Source organism: Piezobacter thermophilus (genome assembly GCF_055386745.1).
This window is the reverse complement of record NZ_AP042382.1, coordinates 148,509-163,933: the sequence shown is the minus strand read 5'-3', so window position 1 is coordinate 163,933 and position 15,425 is coordinate 148,509. Positions and strand designations below refer to the sequence as shown.

At 66.2% G+C, this 15,425-nt stretch carries 14 protein-coding genes; 2 read left to right on the top strand and 12 right to left on the bottom strand.

Annotated elements, in window-relative coordinates:
* Window positions 1-3: 3 nt before the first annotated feature.
* From ACZ5CM_RS16830 to rfbF, 8 genes are read right to left on the bottom strand one after another with little or no spacing between them, the layout of a single operon-like run.
* Window positions 4-1,245 (bottom strand): glycosyltransferase family 2 protein, encoded by a 1,242-nt coding sequence (locus ACZ5CM_RS16830; RefSeq protein WP_464642852.1) that lies wholly within the window; start codon window positions 1,243-1,245, stop codon window positions 4-6.
* Window positions 1,246-1,266: 21 nt separating this feature from the next.
* Complete coding sequence (locus ACZ5CM_RS16825) at window positions 1,267-2,037, bottom strand: cephalosporin hydroxylase family protein (protein ID WP_464642850.1); 771 nt, start codon at window positions 2,035-2,037, stop codon at window positions 1,267-1,269.
* Window positions 2,034-3,080 (bottom strand): class I SAM-dependent methyltransferase, encoded by a 1,047-nt coding sequence (locus ACZ5CM_RS16820; RefSeq protein ID WP_464642848.1) that lies wholly within the window; start codon window positions 3,078-3,080, stop codon window positions 2,034-2,036. The genes ACZ5CM_RS16825 and ACZ5CM_RS16820 overlap by 4 nt, the downstream gene beginning before the upstream one ends.
* Window positions 3,077-3,928, bottom strand: a complete 852-nt coding sequence (locus tag ACZ5CM_RS16815; protein WP_464642847.1) for an NAD-dependent epimerase/dehydratase family protein — start codon at window positions 3,926-3,928, stop codon at window positions 3,077-3,079. Before ACZ5CM_RS16815 ends, ACZ5CM_RS16820 begins: the two co-directional genes overlap by 4 nt.
* A complete protein-coding gene (locus ACZ5CM_RS16810) occupies window positions 3,928-5,160 on the bottom strand; it encodes a class I SAM-dependent methyltransferase (RefSeq protein WP_464642845.1) in 1,233 nt (410 codons plus the stop codon). Before ACZ5CM_RS16810 ends, ACZ5CM_RS16815 begins: the two co-directional genes overlap by 1 nt.
* Window positions 5,157-5,699 (bottom strand): dTDP-4-dehydrorhamnose 3,5-epimerase, encoded by a 543-nt coding sequence (gene rfbC, locus ACZ5CM_RS16805; RefSeq protein ID WP_464642843.1) that lies wholly within the window; start codon window positions 5,697-5,699, stop codon window positions 5,157-5,159. The genes ACZ5CM_RS16810 and rfbC overlap by 4 nt, the downstream gene beginning before the upstream one ends.
* Entirely contained in the window at window positions 5,696-6,748 is a 1,053-nt protein-coding gene (gene rfbG / locus ACZ5CM_RS16800; protein ID WP_464642841.1) for a CDP-glucose 4,6-dehydratase, read from the bottom strand. Before rfbG ends, rfbC begins: the two co-directional genes overlap by 4 nt.
* Window positions 6,749-6,755: 7 nt before the next feature.
* Window positions 6,756-7,535, bottom strand: a complete 780-nt coding sequence (gene rfbF, locus ACZ5CM_RS16795) for a glucose-1-phosphate cytidylyltransferase (RefSeq protein WP_464642840.1) — start codon at window positions 7,533-7,535, stop codon at window positions 6,756-6,758.
* A 231-nt stretch (window positions 7,536-7,766) separates the two neighbouring features.
* Between rfbF and ACZ5CM_RS16790 the strand changes: the two genes are divergently transcribed.
* Both ACZ5CM_RS16790 and ACZ5CM_RS16785 read left to right on the top strand, forming a co-directional pair.
* Window positions 7,767-11,960, top strand: coding sequence for a PAS domain S-box protein (locus ACZ5CM_RS16790; protein WP_464642838.1), 4,194 nt, complete (start codon window positions 7,767-7,769; stop codon window positions 11,958-11,960).
* A complete protein-coding gene (locus ACZ5CM_RS16785; RefSeq protein WP_464642837.1) occupies window positions 11,953-12,345 on the top strand; it encodes a response regulator in 393 nt (130 codons plus the stop codon). The genes ACZ5CM_RS16790 and ACZ5CM_RS16785 overlap by 8 nt, the downstream gene beginning before the upstream one ends.
* A 101-nt stretch (window positions 12,346-12,446) precedes the next feature.
* Here the strand turns inward: ACZ5CM_RS16785 and ACZ5CM_RS16780 are convergent, their stop codons facing one another.
* The 4 genes from ACZ5CM_RS16780 to ACZ5CM_RS16765 all read right to left on the bottom strand — a co-directional run bounded on the left by ACZ5CM_RS16780 (window position 12,447) and on the right by ACZ5CM_RS16765 (window position 15,077).
* The gene (locus ACZ5CM_RS16780) at window positions 12,447-12,788 is read right to left on the bottom strand and encodes an Hpt domain-containing protein (protein ID WP_464642835.1); all 342 of its coding nucleotides are present in this window, start codon (window positions 12,786-12,788) and stop codon (window positions 12,447-12,449) included.
* A gap of 22 nt (window positions 12,789-12,810) precedes the next feature.
* Complete coding sequence (locus ACZ5CM_RS16775; RefSeq protein WP_464642833.1) at window positions 12,811-13,608, bottom strand: response regulator; 798 nt, start codon at window positions 13,606-13,608, stop codon at window positions 12,811-12,813.
* Between the two features lie 59 nt (window positions 13,609-13,667).
* A protein-coding gene (locus ACZ5CM_RS16770) for an IS3 family transposase (RefSeq protein WP_464637742.1) occupies window positions 13,668-14,827 on the bottom strand; the annotation gives its coding sequence in 2 pieces (ribosomal slippage) (window positions 13,668-14,578 and window positions 14,578-14,827; 1,161 coding nt in all).
* A gap of 34 nt (window positions 14,828-14,861) precedes the next feature.
* Window positions 14,862-15,077 carry a response regulator gene (locus ACZ5CM_RS16765; protein ID WP_464642832.1) on the bottom strand — a complete coding sequence of 72 codons (216 nt, stop codon included), beginning with the start codon at window positions 15,075-15,077 and terminating at the stop codon, window positions 14,862-14,864.
* Window positions 15,078-15,425: the final 348 nt, after the last annotated feature.

The window sequence follows — 15,425 nt, the reverse complement described above, 5'->3', positions numbered from 1 at the left end:
AGTTCAAAGCGTGCGGCGGAAGCGGCGGGCGTTGCGGATCAGCTGTGACCATGCCCGGTCGCGGGACATGTCCTTGTGCAGCATGGCGCGGTAGAGCTGCCCGAGGACCTCGTCGCACATTCTTGTGGCGGTCAGGATGGTGTTTTCTCCGTCCCGCTCGGCCGAGAGGCGGCGGCTGGTGACGTTACCGACGAGCTTTTCCCAGCGGTCGGAGAGAGTCTTGTTTGTCTTCGGTGCCGCCTGTGCCGGATTTTCGAGTGCCTCCAGCGAGCCGTTTTCCGCAGCGCGGCGGCGCAGGCTGGCGATTATTTCATCGCGCAGATCGGGGGATTTGGTGCGAGCTTCGCTCAGCACATGGGCATACCAGTTCGGATAGTCGGGGCGGATCGGCGGTTCGGGGAAGCGTTCGGCGATGGTTTCCAGGGTGGCGAAGAAGGCCAGTGCGATCGAGTGGGAGCTGGGGATCACGTCGCGCAGGGGATCGTCTTCGTTTTCCCGGTGGAACCGCTGGGCCGAGGTCGCGCGGGTCTCTTTCTTCGAGCCGGCGCCGTGGGAGCCGCCGGTGCTGGCGGGGCTGTAGCCGTTGATCGAGAAGGGGTGGCGGGCGAACAGGAACCGCCCTCCCGTCTGGCAGGCGCGGTAGCAGAAATAGACGTCCGGGATCGAGCCGCAGAAGAATACGCCGTCGGCATTGGCGGCGCGCCTCAGATATTCGCGCGAGGCGGCGCCGTGGTAGATGCGCGGGAAATACTGGAAGTTGCGCAGATCGGCCCGTTCGGTGGCGGCCAGGCGGGCGGCGGTGTCGATCCATTCGGTTTCGCCGAAGACCGCGTTCGGGCGGAAGCGGATGCCACCGGATTTCTTGCCGATCTCGCGGGTGGGCCAGCCATAGGTGAGCAGGCTCCAGCTCAGCCCGTCGGGGCGTTCGCGTTCGAGCAGCTCGCGCAGGATCGGGAACTGCCCCGGCAGGATGCCGTCGTCGTCGCCGAAATAGATCACATAGTCGCCGCGGGCGTGATCGAGCGCGAACTGAAAGTTCTGCCGCATCGACAGCCGCCGGTCGGTGCGGATGTGGCGCAGGCGCGCATCGTCGATGGCGGCCAGCACGTCCGGGGTTTCGTCCTCGGAGGCGTTGTCGGAGACGATGATCTCCACATCTGCGTCGTCGATGCCAAGGGCGGTCTGCACCGAATGGCGCAGATAGCGGGCGCGTTCGCGGGTGGGGATGATGACCGAGATCAGCATGGGGGCTCCTGCCGGTGGGGTTCAGCGCAGGCGGCGCAGATAGCCGTCATCGGCCACCGAGATCAGCAGCCGGTCCGAGATCGCGCGGTCGATTTCAAACTCCGGGTGGGTTTTCAGATATTCGCGCAGCGCCGATTTGGGGTTGTTGCCCGGCCCCCAGGGACGATCGGGATAGGCGTTCTCGCCCATGTCCTCGATCAGCGTGTCGAAGACCACGCAGTAGCTGCCCACCGAGGTCAGCGGCGCGTAGGCCTCCAGCTCGGCAAGAACGTGGTCATGGGTATGGTTGCTGTCGAGGCAGACCAGCACCCGCCCGAAGGGGGCGGCGAAGTCCTGCACGCGGGCGATGATATCCGGGTCGATGGAAGAGCCCTCGATCATCTCGATGCGCGAGCGCATGGGGTGGGCGTCCAGTGCCGCGCGGTTGTGGGGGCGGATGTCGATGTCGATGCCCAGCACCCTGCGCCGGCTCTGGCGCGGGTCGAGGGTTTCGCCCGCCTCGATCGCCTCGCACATGTCGAGAAGCGCCAGCATCGAGGCCGAGAAGATCAGCGAGCCGCCATGGGCGATGCCGGTTTCGATCACCAGATCGGGGCGGACCTGCCAGATCAGCTCCTGCATGGCGACGATATCCTGGGGATACTGGATGATCGGGCGGTCCAGCCAGTGGAAGTTGTAGGAATACTGCGCCGCGGCCGAAGCCCGCAGAAAGTCCATGGCCGCGCGCTGCAGCGGTTCGTCCTCGCGCATTTTCGCGCTGCGTTCGGTGATTTCGGATCTGAAGTCGCTCATGCGCCTACCTCGACATAAGAGAAGGAATTGCCGGACATGGCCCGGATCTCGTCGGCATAGTTGGGGTTCATGATGAGGATGCGGGCCTCGGGCGGCAGGGTGGGAAGGAATTCGTCGGGCGAATGCACGCGCAGCCCGGTGCCGGGCAGGAAGCGCCCCTGCTTGGCCGGGTTGATGTCGATCACCCCGGCTACGGGGCGGCCGGCGCGTTCGCGCAGCAGCGCATAGATCACCCCCTTTGACGCGCCGCCCCAGACGATATCGTGGGGGGTGGTGTGGGCGGCCTCCAGCCCGGCGGTGAAATCGGCCGGAAAGCGCACCGGGTCGGCCGGATCGCGGCGCGGGCGGCGCAGGGTCGAAAGGTCGGCGATCACCTGCAGATACTGCCCGCCGAAGCAGTGACCGGCATGCACCACGCGGCCGAAGATGCGGTGAAAGTCGGACAGGCGGAAATAGTTGACATGCTCGTAGAAGATGTCGAACCAGGCCCGGTTGCGGCAGATCCAGTCGAAGCAGGGGACCTCGATGTAGATCAGCCCGGAGCCGCCGTTCGCCTCGGCCAGGCGCCGGAGGAAATCCACCGGATCGGCGATATGCTCCAGCACATGGCGCAGCACCAGATCGGCGCCGCCAAGCCCCAGCCCGGGCCCGAACAGGGCCTTGCGGATGCGCGGATCGTCGCCTTCATAGGCGGGATCGAAGCCGGTGATGCGGGCGCCGCGCGCGGCCAGCATGTTCAGGAAGGTGCCCTTGCCGCAGCCGACCTCGATCAGCCGGTCGGACATGGTTTCGCGGATCAGCGCGGCGGCCCGTTCGAGATGGGCGCGGAAGGGGGCGGAGTTGGCCTGCTCGTTCTGATAGGCCGCGTCATATTCCATCAGCGCCGGGTCGAAGGCGGCGTTGCGCACCAGCCCCGAGTGCAGATCCTCGACCAGCCGGATCCGGCCGCGCGGGCAGGCGCGGGCCTCTTCGGCGCTGTCGTGCATCCGGTTCTGGAAGATCGGGAAATCCGCCGCCTCGTAAAGCAGCCTGTGATTGGTCATGGCGTGCTCTCCGCCTCGGTTTCGCGCAGACCGATGACGCAGGGGGGATCGGTCAGGTTTTCGGCCCGGGCGCCGAAGCGCAGAAGGTCGCGCCGGCCATAGCCGTCGGCGATGCGCTCGGCCAGGGCGCGCACGGTGATGCCCTCGCCGCTGGCGATGTTGGTGGCGCCCTGGCGGTCGCTCAGCGCGTCCGCCACCAGGAGCCGGGCGGCGTCGCGCACGTCCATGAAGTCGCGGATCTGCCGGCCCGAGGTCAGCTCGGCCGGCTCTCCGGCCGCGAGCTGGCGGTGCAGATAGGGCACCAGGCGGCGGTCATCCTCGCCCGGGCCGTAGAGGTAGAAGAGCCGCGCCCAGAGGAAGGAGACCCCCTGCAGCGGCAGCCATTCGCGCAGGGTGAGGAACGCGGCCGCCTTGGCGGCGGCATAGGGCGTGGCGGGGGCGAGCGGGGTGTCGGGGGTCAGCCGGCCGGGACGCAGGTCGTATTCGAAGCAGGTGCCGGTGCCGACAAGGCGGCGCACGCCGGCGCGGGCGGCGCCGCGGGCCAGCGCCAGCGTGCCCGCCAGGCAGTCGAGGTTGCGCGCGGAGGTGAGGTATTTGCCCGGCTCGGCATACCACGCGAGGTGCAGCACCATGTCGATGCCGGCGCAGTTTTCGGCCCACCAGTCGGCGGATTCGGCGAAGAGGTCGCCCGTCTCCACGATCTCGTCGCCGGGGGCCGGATCGGCGATGCGGTCGGCGGTTCCGCGGCGGATCACCAGGCGCAGGGGCAGGCCGTGCGCGCGCAGCGCGGTGGTGACGGCGCGGCCGACGAAGCCGGTGGCTCCGGTCAGAAGAACCCGGCCGGCCATCACGCGACCCTCAGCTCGGGCACGGCGGTGACGAAGCGGGTGCCGGCGGCGGCCAGATCGGCATTCTGTGCCCGGATCTCTCCGGCGATGTTCCAGGGCAGGATCACCAGATAGTCGGGGCGGGACTCGCGCAGGGCCGAGGGGGCAAGGATGGGGATGTGACTGCCGGGCAGGAAGCGGCCCTGCTTTGCCGGGGCGGCATCGCAGACGAAGGGCAGAAGATCGGGCTTCACCCCGGCAAAGTTCAGCAGCGTGTTGCCCTTGGCCGCGGCGCCATAGGCGGCGACCGAACGCCCCTGCGCGCGGGCCTCCAGCAGAAAGCGCAGAAAGTCGTTCTTCACCTTCTCGGCGCGGGCCTGGAAGGCGGCGTAGAAGGCATCCCCGTCCATGCCGCGGGCGGCTTCCTCCGCGCGCAGGGCGGCGACGGCAGGGGTTTCGGGGTGATCCGCCCCGGCGTGGCAGGCATAGATGCGCAGGCTGCCGCCGTGGGTGGGCAGCTGCTCGACATCGAAGACGCGCAGCCCGGCGGCGGCCATGATCCGCTCCACCGCCAGCAGCGACAGATAGGAGAAATGTTCGTGATATACGGTGTCGAACTGGTTGAATTCGACCAGCCGCATGAGGTGGGGAAATTCCAGCGTGATGACGCCCTGCGGCTTCAGCGCGGTGCGCAGTCCGCGGGTGAAGTCGTTGATGTCGGGGACATGGGCATAGACGTTGTTGCCGAGAATCAGGTCGGCCTTGTCGAGGGTACGGGCCATCTCTTCGCCGAAGAAGGCGCGCATGACCGGCACGCCGATCGCACGGGCGGCGCGGGCGGTGCTTTCGGTGGGTTCGATCCCGAGGCAGGGAATGCCGGCGGCGACGAAGTTCTTGAGCAGGTAGCCGTCGTTCGAGGCCACCTCGATGACATGGCTGGCGGGGCCGAGCGACAAGCGTTCGGTGATCATCCGCGCATAGTCGGCCGCATGTTTCAGCCAGCTTTGCGAGGTCGAGGAGAAATAGGCGTAATCCGCGGTGAACAGCTCGTCGGCGCGGGCGAAATCCTCGGTCTGGACCAGCCGGCAGCGCCCGCAGACGCGCAGGCGCAGCGGCCAGGTGATCTCGGGGCGCGAGAGGTCCTCGGCCGAAAGATAGGCGTTCGAGGCCGGCGCATGGCCGAGATCGAGGAACACCTGTTCGAGCGGCGAGTCGCAGTGGCGGCAGGTCGGCGTGGCGGTGGGCGTGGTCATGGCAGCTCCGTCCGGTTCAGCGGCGGCAGCGCCCGGTCGCGTGCCGAGAGGTTGACCGGCGCCAGCGGCCAGTCGATTCCCAGCGCTGGGTCGAGCGCATTGACCCCGCCTTCGTGTTCGGGGGCATAAGCCGCCGAGTGGAAATACATCAGCTCGGTATCGGGCGCCAGCGTCTGGAAGCCGTGGGCGAAGCCTTCGGGGATGTAGATGGCGTTGCGCCTTTCGGGGTCGAGGGTGAGTGCGCAGTGCCGGCCGAAGCCGGGCGAGTCGCGGCGCAGGTCCACGATCACGTCGAGGGCGCGCCCGCGCAGGCAGCGCACCAGCTTGACCTCGGCGGCGGGCGGGCGCTGGAAATGCATCCCGCGCAGCGTGCCGGCCGCGCGCGAGAGCGAGACGTTCATCTGCACCCAGCGTGTGGTCAGCCCGCGGGCGGAAAACTCCTTTTCGCAGAAGATGCGGGCGAAGAGGCCGCGGGCGTCCTCATGCGGCGCGATCTCGATCTCGAAGGCGCCGGGAAGGGGAAGGGGGCGGAAGATCATGGCGCGCCGAACTCCGCGATCTGGCGGCGGGTCAGGGCCAGCGGGTCGGCCCCCTCATGCACCGCGCGATACCATTCCATGGTGCGCGCCAGGCCGGTCTCGAAATCCCAGCGCGGCGCCCAGCCCAGATCGGCGCGCGCCCGTTCGATACCCAGCGACAGCAGCCCCGCCTCGTGCGGGGCGTCGGGGTCGGAGGCGTCCTGCCATTCGCCGCCGGGCCAGTGGACCAGCGCCCCTTCCACCAGCGCGCGCACCGGGCGAACATCGTGCACCTCGGGGCCGAAATTGTAGGCTTCGGCCACCGGCGCGGCGCCGGACAGCAGGCGTTCGGCCAGCCGCAGATAGCCCGAGAGGGGTTCGAGCACATGCTGCCACGGCCGCCGGGCGGCGGGGTTGCGCACGGGGACGGGACGGCCTGCGGTCAGGGCGCGGACGATATCGGGCAGGAGGCGGTTTTCCGCCCAGTCGCCGCCGCCGATCACGTTGCCCGCCCGCGCCGAGGCGATGCGCACCGGGTGATCAACCCCGAAGAACGAGGCGCGGAAGCTGGCCACTGCGATCTCGCAGCCGGCCTTGGAGGCGCTGTAGGGGTCGTGCCCGCCCAGCCGGTCGCATTCGCGATAGGGGTGCACCCATTCGCGGTTCTCATAGACCTTGTCGGTGGTGACGATGACGGCGGCGCAGGGGCGGTCGAGGCCGCGCAGCGCCTCCAGCAGGTGAACCGTGCCCATGACATTGCTGCGCCATGTTTCCACCGGGTCGCGGTAGCCCTCCAGCACCAGCGGCTGGGCGGCAAGGTGGAACACCACGTCGGGGCGGACCTCGGCCACCCGGTCGCGAAGCAGCGCGCCGTCGCGGATGTCGCCCAGCCGGTGGCCGGGCATGTCGGCGGCAAGGCGCAGCTGGTCGAACAGTGCTGGTTCGGTGTCGGGGGCCAGGGCGAGGCCGTGCACCTCGGCGCCCAGCTCGTGCAGCCACAGGGTCAGCCAGCTGCCCTTGAAGCCGGTATGTCCGGTGACCAGAACCCGTTTGCCCGTCCAGAAGCCCATCTGCCGCTCAGCGCCTCAGCGGTTCCCAGATGCGCCAGGGCGCATTGCCCGAGGCCCACATCTCCTCAAGCCGGTTCTTGTCGCGCAGGGTGTCCATGGCCATCCAGAAGCCGTCATGCTTCCACAGGGCAAGCTGACCGTCGCGGGCCAGCCCTTCCAGCGGCTCCTGCTCGAACACGGTGTCGTCGCCCTCCAGCCGGTCGAAGACGGAAGGTTCGCACACCATGAAGCCGCCATTGACCCAGCGGTTGTCGCCCTTTGGCTTTTCGTGAAAGCTGCGCACCCGGTCGCCCTCGATCGCAAGCGCCCCGAAGCGGCCGGCGGGCTGGATCGCGGTCAGCGTCGCCTCGCAGCCCTGGGCGCGGTGAAAGTCGATCAGCGCCGTGATGTCCACATCCGACACCCCGTCGCCATAGGTCAGGCAGAAGGTGCCGTCGATGAAGGGGCGGATGCGCCGGATGCGCCCGCCGGTCTGGGTCATCTCACCAGTGTCCACAAGGGTGATCTTCCAGGGCTCGGCGCTCTGGTTGTGAACTTCCATGGCGTTGTCGGACAAATCGATGGTGACATCCGACATGTGCAGGAAGTAGTTGGCGAAATACTCCTTGATCATGTAGCCCTTGTAGCCGCAGCAGATCACGAATTCGGTGATCCCGTGGGCGCCGTAGATCTTCATGATGTGCCAGATGATCGGACGGCCGCCGATCTCGATCATCGGTTTCGGGCGCAGGTGGGATTCCTCGCTGATCCGCGTGCCCAGCCCGCCTGCCAGAATGACTGCCTTCAATGCGCCTGTCCCTGTCGGAGTATCCTGCCCCGCAGCCACTACACCACCGGTAACCTTTCCGCAACCGAAGGGCCGGAGGCTGCCCCGGAATGGGCCGCACAATTCCAAGACTTGGCCCCGGTTCGCGCCCCAGAATGGACATATTTTCAGGGTTCCATGCAGGCTGCGGACGACCCGGCAGGCGAGGGTGGCAGCCGGTCGTCGGGAGGAACGAGAGCGGAGCAGTCGGCGATGAAACGGCCAGGCACGAGCGCGTTGGGCGGAAATGACGAACACGGCCGGGACAGGGCACCGTGGGGCCGTCCGGGCGGAATATCGGCACGGATCGGCCGGGCCATCGTGGCGGTTGCGCTGGCGCTGGTACTGGCCGGGCCGGCAGAGATGCTTCGGGCCCAGACGGTATCCGGGCCGGTTCCGGAGGCCGGAGCTGCGGCTGAAACCCGCGCCGAGCCGGCGCCCGATACCCTGGTCATCGGCGTGCGCGCGCATCTGGGCGAGGCCGCCGCGCGCCAGCGCTGGCAGCCGACCATCGACGCGCTGAACGAGGGCATCAACGGCGCGCGCTTTGTCCTGAGAACCTATGAGAGCCCCGACTCCATCGTCGCCGGGGCGGAACGGGACGAGTTCGACTATGTCATCACCGATCCGGGCACCTTCGTCGAGATGGACGTGCGCCACGGGGTCGAGGAGCGCCTGTCGCTGGCCAATGTCTGGAAGGGGCAGCCGCTGGACCGCTTCGGTTCGGTGATCTTCGTCGGCAAGTCGCGCGCGGACGTGCAGTCGTTGCAGGATCTGCGGGGCCTGCGCCTGATGGCGGTGGCGCCGCACGCCTTCGGCGGCTGGGAAATGGCGCTGAAGGAATTTCAGGATGCCGGGATCGAACCGGACCGCTTCTTCCGGTCGGTCTCGTTCGCCGGCGGCAACCAGCAGGACGTGGTGTTCGCGGTGCGCGACGGGCGCGCCGATGTGGGCGTGGTGCGCACCGGTACGCTGGAGCGCATGGCCGAGGCCGGGCTGATCGACATGGACGACTTCCGGGCGGTGGCGCCGCGCAAGATGCCGGGCTTTCCGTTTCTCGTCTCGACCGATCTCTATCCGGAATGGGTCTTTGCGGTGCATCCCGGTGCGCCCAACCGGATCACCCAGCAGGTCATCGACGTGCTGGGCCGGATCGGGCCCGGCCATCCGGCGGTTGCGGACGGGCAGTATTATTCGTGGGAAACCGCGCTGAACTACTGGCCGGTTCACCTGCTGTTGCGCCAGCTCAAGGCGCCCCCCTATGAAACCTTCGGCGACAAGACCTTCGCCGCGGCGCTGTGGGACAACCGGATGTGGCTGGCGATGGGGGCGGCGCTGATCGTCTTTACCATCGCGGCGCTGGCAATCGCCGTGCGCCAGGGTGTGCGCATGGCGCGCACGCGCGGCGAGCTGCTGACCCGGCAGACATCGGAGCTTGCCTTCCGGCAGCGCGCCATCGACGCCCACGCGATCGTGAGCGTGACCGACGCCCAGGGGCGCATGATCTACGTGAACGACAAGTTCATGGAGCTCACCGGATATTCCTGCGAAGAGCTGATCGGGCGAAAGCACAACATCCTGAAATCGGGTTTCCATTCGCCCGAGTTCTATGCCGATCTGTGGAACACGATCCGCCGCGGCGAGACCTGGACCGGCGAGATCAAGAACCGGCGCAAGGATGGAAGCTGCTACTGGGTGCAGAGCACCATCGTCCCGCAGCGCGACTCCGATGGCCGGATCGTCAAGTTCATCGGGATCCAGACCGACACCACCGAAACCAAGCTGGCCCAGACCGAGATGAACCTGCAGCAGTTCCTCGAAGGCGTGCCGGACGAGGTATTCAAGCTGCGCCCCGGCAGCTTCGAGGTCATCTCGGCCAACAGCCGGGCGCTGGAGGCGGCCGAGATGAGCCTGGAAGAGCTGAAGCAGCGGACGCTTTTCGACCTCTTCGATCCCGAGGATGCGGCGCGGCTGACCTGCAAGCTGGAAGAGCTTTCGCAGGGCTGTTCGGATGCGGCCGATCTGCAACTGGAGCGGATCGCGCCTGACGGCCGGCGCCTGGCCTCGCATGTTCATGTGCAGCTTTTCCGCCCCGAAGGGGCCGAGCCGCGCTTCATCGTCACGCTGCGTGACGTGTCCGGCTATTCCGAGGCGCTGGACACGGTGGGGCTGCTCAAGGCCACGCTCGACGAGATGGGCGAGGAAATCTACATGTTCTGGCCCGACACCCGCCGGTTCTTCTATGTCAACAAGGCCGCGCGCGAGCGCATCGGCATGTCCGAGGAAGAGCTCTATCGTCTCACGCCGATGGACCTGGAGGGCGGCCCCACGGCCGAGGAATACGAAAGGGCGATCCAGCCGCTGGTTACCGGCGAGCGCAAGCGCATGACCTACCGGCGCGAGGTCGAGGTGGCTCCGGGGCGTTCCCGCATCATCGAGTTCGACCTGAAATATATCGAATCCGACGGGCACCGGCCGCGATTCATGGCGATCCTGACCGACGTCACCCGGCAGGCGCGGGCGGAAGAGGAGGTGCGCCAGCTGAAGCATTCGCTCGACCTGATCCGCAACGAGGTCTATGTGTTCTGGCCCGACAGCTACCAGTTCCTCTATCTCAATCGCGCGGCACTTGAACGGGTGGGCTGGGACGAACGCGAATGGCATGGCCGGCACACCTGGGAATACATCACCCCGAAGCAGCAGGAGGTGCTGGAAGAGAAGTGCCGCACGCTGCTGAAGGGGCCGGAACGGTCGATGGTGTTCGAAACCGTGGACCGCAACGGCACGCCGCTGGAAATCTATCTGCACCTGATCGAGCCCGAGGGCGAGAAACCCCGTTTCCTTTCGGTCTATCAGGACATTACCGAACGCAAGCAGGCCGAGATCGCCAAGGCGCAGTTCATTTCCACCGTCAGCCACGAGCTGCGCACGCCGCTGACCTCGATCAAGGGCTCGCTGGGGCTGCTCAAGGCCGGGGTGGCCGGGGGCGATCCGGCGAAGATGGCCGAGATGATCGACATCGCCTATTCGAACACCGAACGGCTGCGCAACCTGGTCAACGACATTCTCGACTGGGAAAAGATCGAGGCCGGGCAGATGTCCTATCACAAGGAGCCGGTCGATCTGGCCGATCTGGTGGGCAAGGCGGTGCTGGCCGATCAGGGTTTTGCCGCGGAACACGGGGTGGAATTCCGTCTGAACCTTCCCGATACGCCGGTCATGTGCAATCTCGATCGCGGACGCATCAGCCAGGTGGTGGCCAATCTGCTGTCGAATGCCGCCAAGTTCGCGGGCGAGCGCAAGGTCGTGGACGTGATCGTGGAGGCCCGGGACGGGCAGGCCCGCGTTTCGGTGCGCGATTACGGCATCGGGATTCCGGTCGAGGCGCAGGCCACCATCTTCGAGCGGTTCACGCAGGCCGATTCCTCGGACGTGCGCAAGAAGGGCGGCACCGGCCTGGGCCTGAGCATCAGCAAGGCGATTGTCGAGGCCCACGGCGGCAGGATCGATTTCGTCAGTGCCGAGGGGCGGGGGACCACCTTCTTCTTCGACCTGCCGCTGCTGGGCGGCGACGGGCCGGACGGGTCAGAGCAGGACCCGTGCGAAGACCTGCCGCGCGAGCGGCGACCGCATGTGCTGGTCTGCGAGGGCGATCCGGATGCGGCGATCGTGCTGTGGCTGGGGCTTGAACGCGCCGGATGCCGCGCAAGCGTTGCGCCCTCGGCCGAGCATGCGCGCCGGATGCTGACCCAGGCGAAGTTCCAGGGGATGACGGTCGATGTCGGCCTGCCGGATGATACGGGGGTGAAGCTTCTGGACGAATTGCGCCGCAATCCTGACACCGCCGGCCTGTCGGTTGCGGCGGTGGGGGCGGCCGTGGACGAAGACCGCGAGGAACTGACCGGTTCGGCCTTCGAGATGCTCGACTGGATCGAGGCGGAGGACGAGGCGGAGCCGCAGCTGACGGACCGGGTCGCGCAGGCGCTGGAGCGGCTGGGCGGAGATGGGCGGCGGATCCTGCTGGCGAGTCGCCATTCCGAGCTGGACGAGGCCCTTGCTGGTGCAATCGGCGAGGAGGACAGGATCGAGCGGGTGGAATCGGCGGCCGATCTGGAGGAACGGCTGGGCGAGGAAAACCCCGATCTCGTGGTGCTGGATATTGCCCTGTCGCGGGACGGCGGTGCCGACCTGTTCACGGCTCTGGCGGCATTGGAGGAACCGGTGCCGCTGCTGGTGATGGCGCGTGCGGACGAGAACGGTCGCCCCATCACCGGAGAGGCGGTTGCCGCGGTTCTGCGGGACCGTAAAGTCGAGTGGAAAGAGTTGACGAAGTCGATCCTGAAGGCGCTGCGGTGCCACGGCAGGACGGCGTTTCTTGAAAAAATGGAGGAAACCGCAGATGCGTAAACTGGCCAGAATTTTGCATGTCGAGGATGATCCCGACATTCTTGCGATTGCCAAGATGGCGCTTGAGGGGTTGCACGGGTTCGAGGTTCTGGCCTGCAGCAACTGGAAGGATGCCGTTGACAAGGCACCGGAATTTCAACCCGACCTGTTCCTGCTGGACGTGATGATGCCGCAGAAATCAGGCCCCGAGACCCTGGCCGAGCTGCGCAAGCTGCCGGGCTTTGCCGATACGCCAGCGATCTTCATGACGGCGAAGGTTCAGGAAGACGAGGTGGCCCAGTTCCTGGCCGCGGGCGCGATTGCGGTTGTCACCAAGCCGTTCGATCCGATGGCGCTTGGCGACGAGATCCGCGCCGTCTGGATGCGCATGGAATCGGCTGCCTGAGCCCACCCCTTCCCGCCGCCCGGCAGGGGAGGAGGGGCACGTCAAAGGCGAAAACGGCGGTGCAAGGGACACCGCCGTTTCGTCTTGTTCGGCCGGTCGGTTCAGTGGCGGGTTTCGATCACCCGCGCGATCTCGTCGATCAGGAGGGCCAGCGAGTCGCGTGCCTGCGGCAGCTGACCCGCGGGGGCGTCGTCGTCGAGAAGGCGCATCATGAGTTGTTCGCATTCGCAGGCGCGCCGGCCCAGCTCTTCGAAGCCCAGTGTCGAGGCAGTGCCGTAGATCTTGTGCGCGCGAAACCGCGCCTCGTCCAGCGCCGCCGGCAGGTCGGTGCCGGCGTCGATCTGGCGTTGCGCCTCGACCAGGTGTTCGTGGTGATCGTGCAGCCCGGTAACGAAACTCTGCCGGATGCGCACCAGGCCATCGGCGATGAGGGTTTCGAACATCTTCCCTGCCTCCTCTTGCGGATCACACGGCGACGGTGATCTCGTCTTCCGGCGGCCTGTTCCTGCGCACCCGCGCGGCCGCCTCGCTTGCCGCCGCCGCAACCAGCGCCTTGCGCTCGGCATTGGCAATGGCCTTGCGCAGGGTATCGGTGGCGCGCTGACTGCTCAACAGGCCGGGAAGTTCCGGGTCGCCGATGATCGCCTCGACCCGGATCGGCGTGCCGTCGTCGTGAAGCGGCGAAAATTCGGACAGCCGCGCGGGGAAGTCCTCGCGCAACTCGTCCGCGATACTTTCGGCAAAGCGGCGGTCGAAGGCGATCACGAAGATGCCCGAGCCGCGATAGGCCATCAGGAAATCCTGCCCCACGATGCTGTCCGACAGGGCCTCGGCCACGTCGGTCACGAAATTGCGGAAGAATCGCGGCGAGCAGCGCGAGAAGATCTCGCTGATATTGGAGATCTTGACGGCAAGCAGGGCCGACATGAACAGCCGCCCGCGGCCCAGTTGCAGCAGGTAGTTCTCGAACGCGAAATAGTCGATCACCCCGTCCACGTCGTCGATGTCCACCGGTTCGTCGAGCGAGCGGCGTTCCTTTTCCTCGACCTCGGCCTGAAGCGCGCGAAGCGCCTGGTCGCGGTCGGCCACGCGGCGGCTTTCCTCGGTCAGCCGGTCGGCCAGCCGGATCCGGGTGACCAGTTCCAGCACGTCGAAGGGTTTGGTGACGTAATCGGTCGCCCCGGCCATGAACGACCGATCGACATAGGATTTGTCCGACATCGCGGTGATCATCAGGATCGGCACCCGGGCGTAAAGCCGCATGGCGCGTATTCGGCGGCACAGTTCGATCCCGTCTGACCTGCCCCCCAATGGTCCCTCATTCATAACGAGAGTCTGCGGGTTTGGTTTTCATAATCTGCGGTTTCGGTTTGGGCAAGCGCGCCGGGCGCGGAGCCTTTGGGTCGCTCAAGCGTCCGGCGCGCTTGGGCCGGCGTCTGGTTCCCCAGCGATGAGTGGGGCCTGACGTTGTTATAATCATAGCGCCACAGGGCCAGTTTTCGGCGGGCGTCATCGAGAGTATCGAACAGCTCCTCGTTCAGAAGCTCGTCACGCAGGCTGCCATTGAACGACTCGATGAAGGCATTTTGCTGAGGCTTGCCAGGATCGATGTAATGCCAGTCGACGTCATTGTCGTCCGCCCATTTGAGGATCGCCCGACTGGTGAACTCGGTCCCATTGTCAGAAACAATGCTTTCAGGCTTGCCATGGAGGCGGACAAGAGCATCAAGCTCGCGCGCCACACGCGCGCCCGAGATGCTGGTGTCGGCAACCAGGCAGAGGTTCTCGCGACAGCAATCGTCGATCACCGCCAGGATGCGGAACCGACGCGAAGCACCAAACGTGTCGGAGACAAAGTCCAGGCTCCATCGCTGGTTTGGCCTGATCGCCTCGGGCATTGGCGTCCTCGAGCCTCTGGCGCGCTTGCGCCCGCGCCGCCGTTTCACCGACAACCCTTCTTCGCGATACAGGCGATAGAGTTTCTTGTGGTTCATGATCATTCCCTTGCGTTCGAGCAACACGCCGATCCGTCGGTAACCGAAACGGCGGCGCTTGCCCGCAATCTGCTTCATCGCTTCGCGGATCTCCGGATGGTCCGGCGGGCGTTCGCGCCGGACCGTCTTGGGATCGACACCGACCAGCCTGCAGGCCCGGCGCTGCGAGATGCCATGATCCCGCATCGCCCGCAGCGCTGCATCACGCCGCGCGCTCGGCGTCGTCAGTTCTTTCCCAGGAGATCCTTCAGGACCGCGTTGTCCAGCATCGCATCGGCCAACAGGCGCTTGAGCTTGGCATTCTCGTCCTCAAGCATCTTCAGGCGCTTCACGTCCGAAAGCCCCATGCCGCCGTATTTCGACTTGTACTTGTAGAACGTCGCCGGGCTCAGCCCATGCCGGCGACAAACCTCCACCGTCGGCATTCCGGCCTCCTGTTCCTTGATCATCGCAATGATTTGCGCCTCCGTAAAACGGCTCTTTCGCATTCGTCTGCTCCTTTCTGATCGGGCAGACTCTACTTCAAAATGCGGGCGTTGGCGGGGGGCAGGTCACGTCCATTTCAGGCATCTGGATGTCGAGAAGGAAGCAGTCGAACCCTTCGGGATCGGCGTTGATGATCTCTAGCGCCTCGGGACCGGAGGTCGCCGACTGAAACTCGGGATAGCCGGCATTCTTCAGGATTTCCTCCAGCAGCTGGAGGATGATGGTGTCGTCATCGACAGCGAGAATGCGCATCGGTTTCGGCCCTTTCGTTCACATCAGCCTGTGATCTTCTTGCGGTAATCGTTCCATAAAATTCGTGCGTCCCGGTTATCGGACTCATCGCGATCATGGCGTGAAATAGTGACCAAATTATGTCCGTTAGGCGGAAGAATCGGAAAGGCCGCGCATGTCCTGCCCAACCGGTCATTCCCTGCCCGCGGGAGGGTGCGGAACGGGCGGGAACCGGCGCGGCAGGTGGCGGGGCCCGTTTCCGTTTTGCCTGAATGTCGGATCGGGTTAGAGTTGTCGCGTAACGAGTTTGCATTCCCGGACGAGGAGGCTGATGCCGGGGAAACGGGTTCACGATTTCCATGCCGGTGC

Coding starts and splice junctions, on each gene's coding strand:
- rfbC (WP_464642843.1), bottom strand. CDS start 5,699: ATGATCTTCCGCCCCCTTCCCCTTCCCGGCGCCTTCGAGATCGAGATC.
- ACZ5CM_RS16790 (WP_464642838.1), top strand. CDS start 7,767: ATGAAACGGCCAGGCACGAGCGCGTTGGGCGGAAATGACGAACACGGC.
- ACZ5CM_RS16785 (WP_464642837.1), top strand. CDS start 11,953: ATGCGTAAACTGGCCAGAATTTTGCATGTCGAGGATGATCCCGACATT.
- ACZ5CM_RS16820 (WP_464642848.1), bottom strand. CDS start 3,080: ATGACCAATCACAGGCTGCTTTACGAGGCGGCGGATTTCCCGATCTTC.
- ACZ5CM_RS16825 (WP_464642850.1), bottom strand. CDS start 2,037: ATGAGCGACTTCAGATCCGAAATCACCGAACGCAGCGCGAAAATGCGC.
- ACZ5CM_RS16775 (WP_464642833.1), bottom strand. CDS start 13,608: ATGCGGCTTTACGCCCGGGTGCCGATCCTGATGATCACCGCGATGTCG.
- ACZ5CM_RS16815 (WP_464642847.1), bottom strand. CDS start 3,928: ATGGCCGGCCGGGTTCTTCTGACCGGAGCCACCGGCTTCGTCGGCCGC.
- ACZ5CM_RS16780 (WP_464642835.1), bottom strand. CDS start 12,788: ATGTTCGAAACCCTCATCGCCGATGGCCTGGTGCGCATCCGGCAGAGT.
- rfbG (WP_464642841.1), bottom strand. CDS start 6,748: ATGGGCTTCTGGACGGGCAAACGGGTTCTGGTCACCGGACATACCGGC.
- ACZ5CM_RS16810 (WP_464642845.1), bottom strand. CDS start 5,160: ATGACCACGCCCACCGCCACGCCGACCTGCCGCCACTGCGACTCGCCG.
- ACZ5CM_RS16830 (WP_464642852.1), bottom strand. CDS start 1,245: ATGCTGATCTCGGTCATCATCCCCACCCGCGAACGCGCCCGCTATCTG.
- ACZ5CM_RS16765 (WP_464642832.1), bottom strand. CDS start 15,077: ATGCGCATTCTCGCTGTCGATGACGACACCATCATCCTCCAGCTGCTG.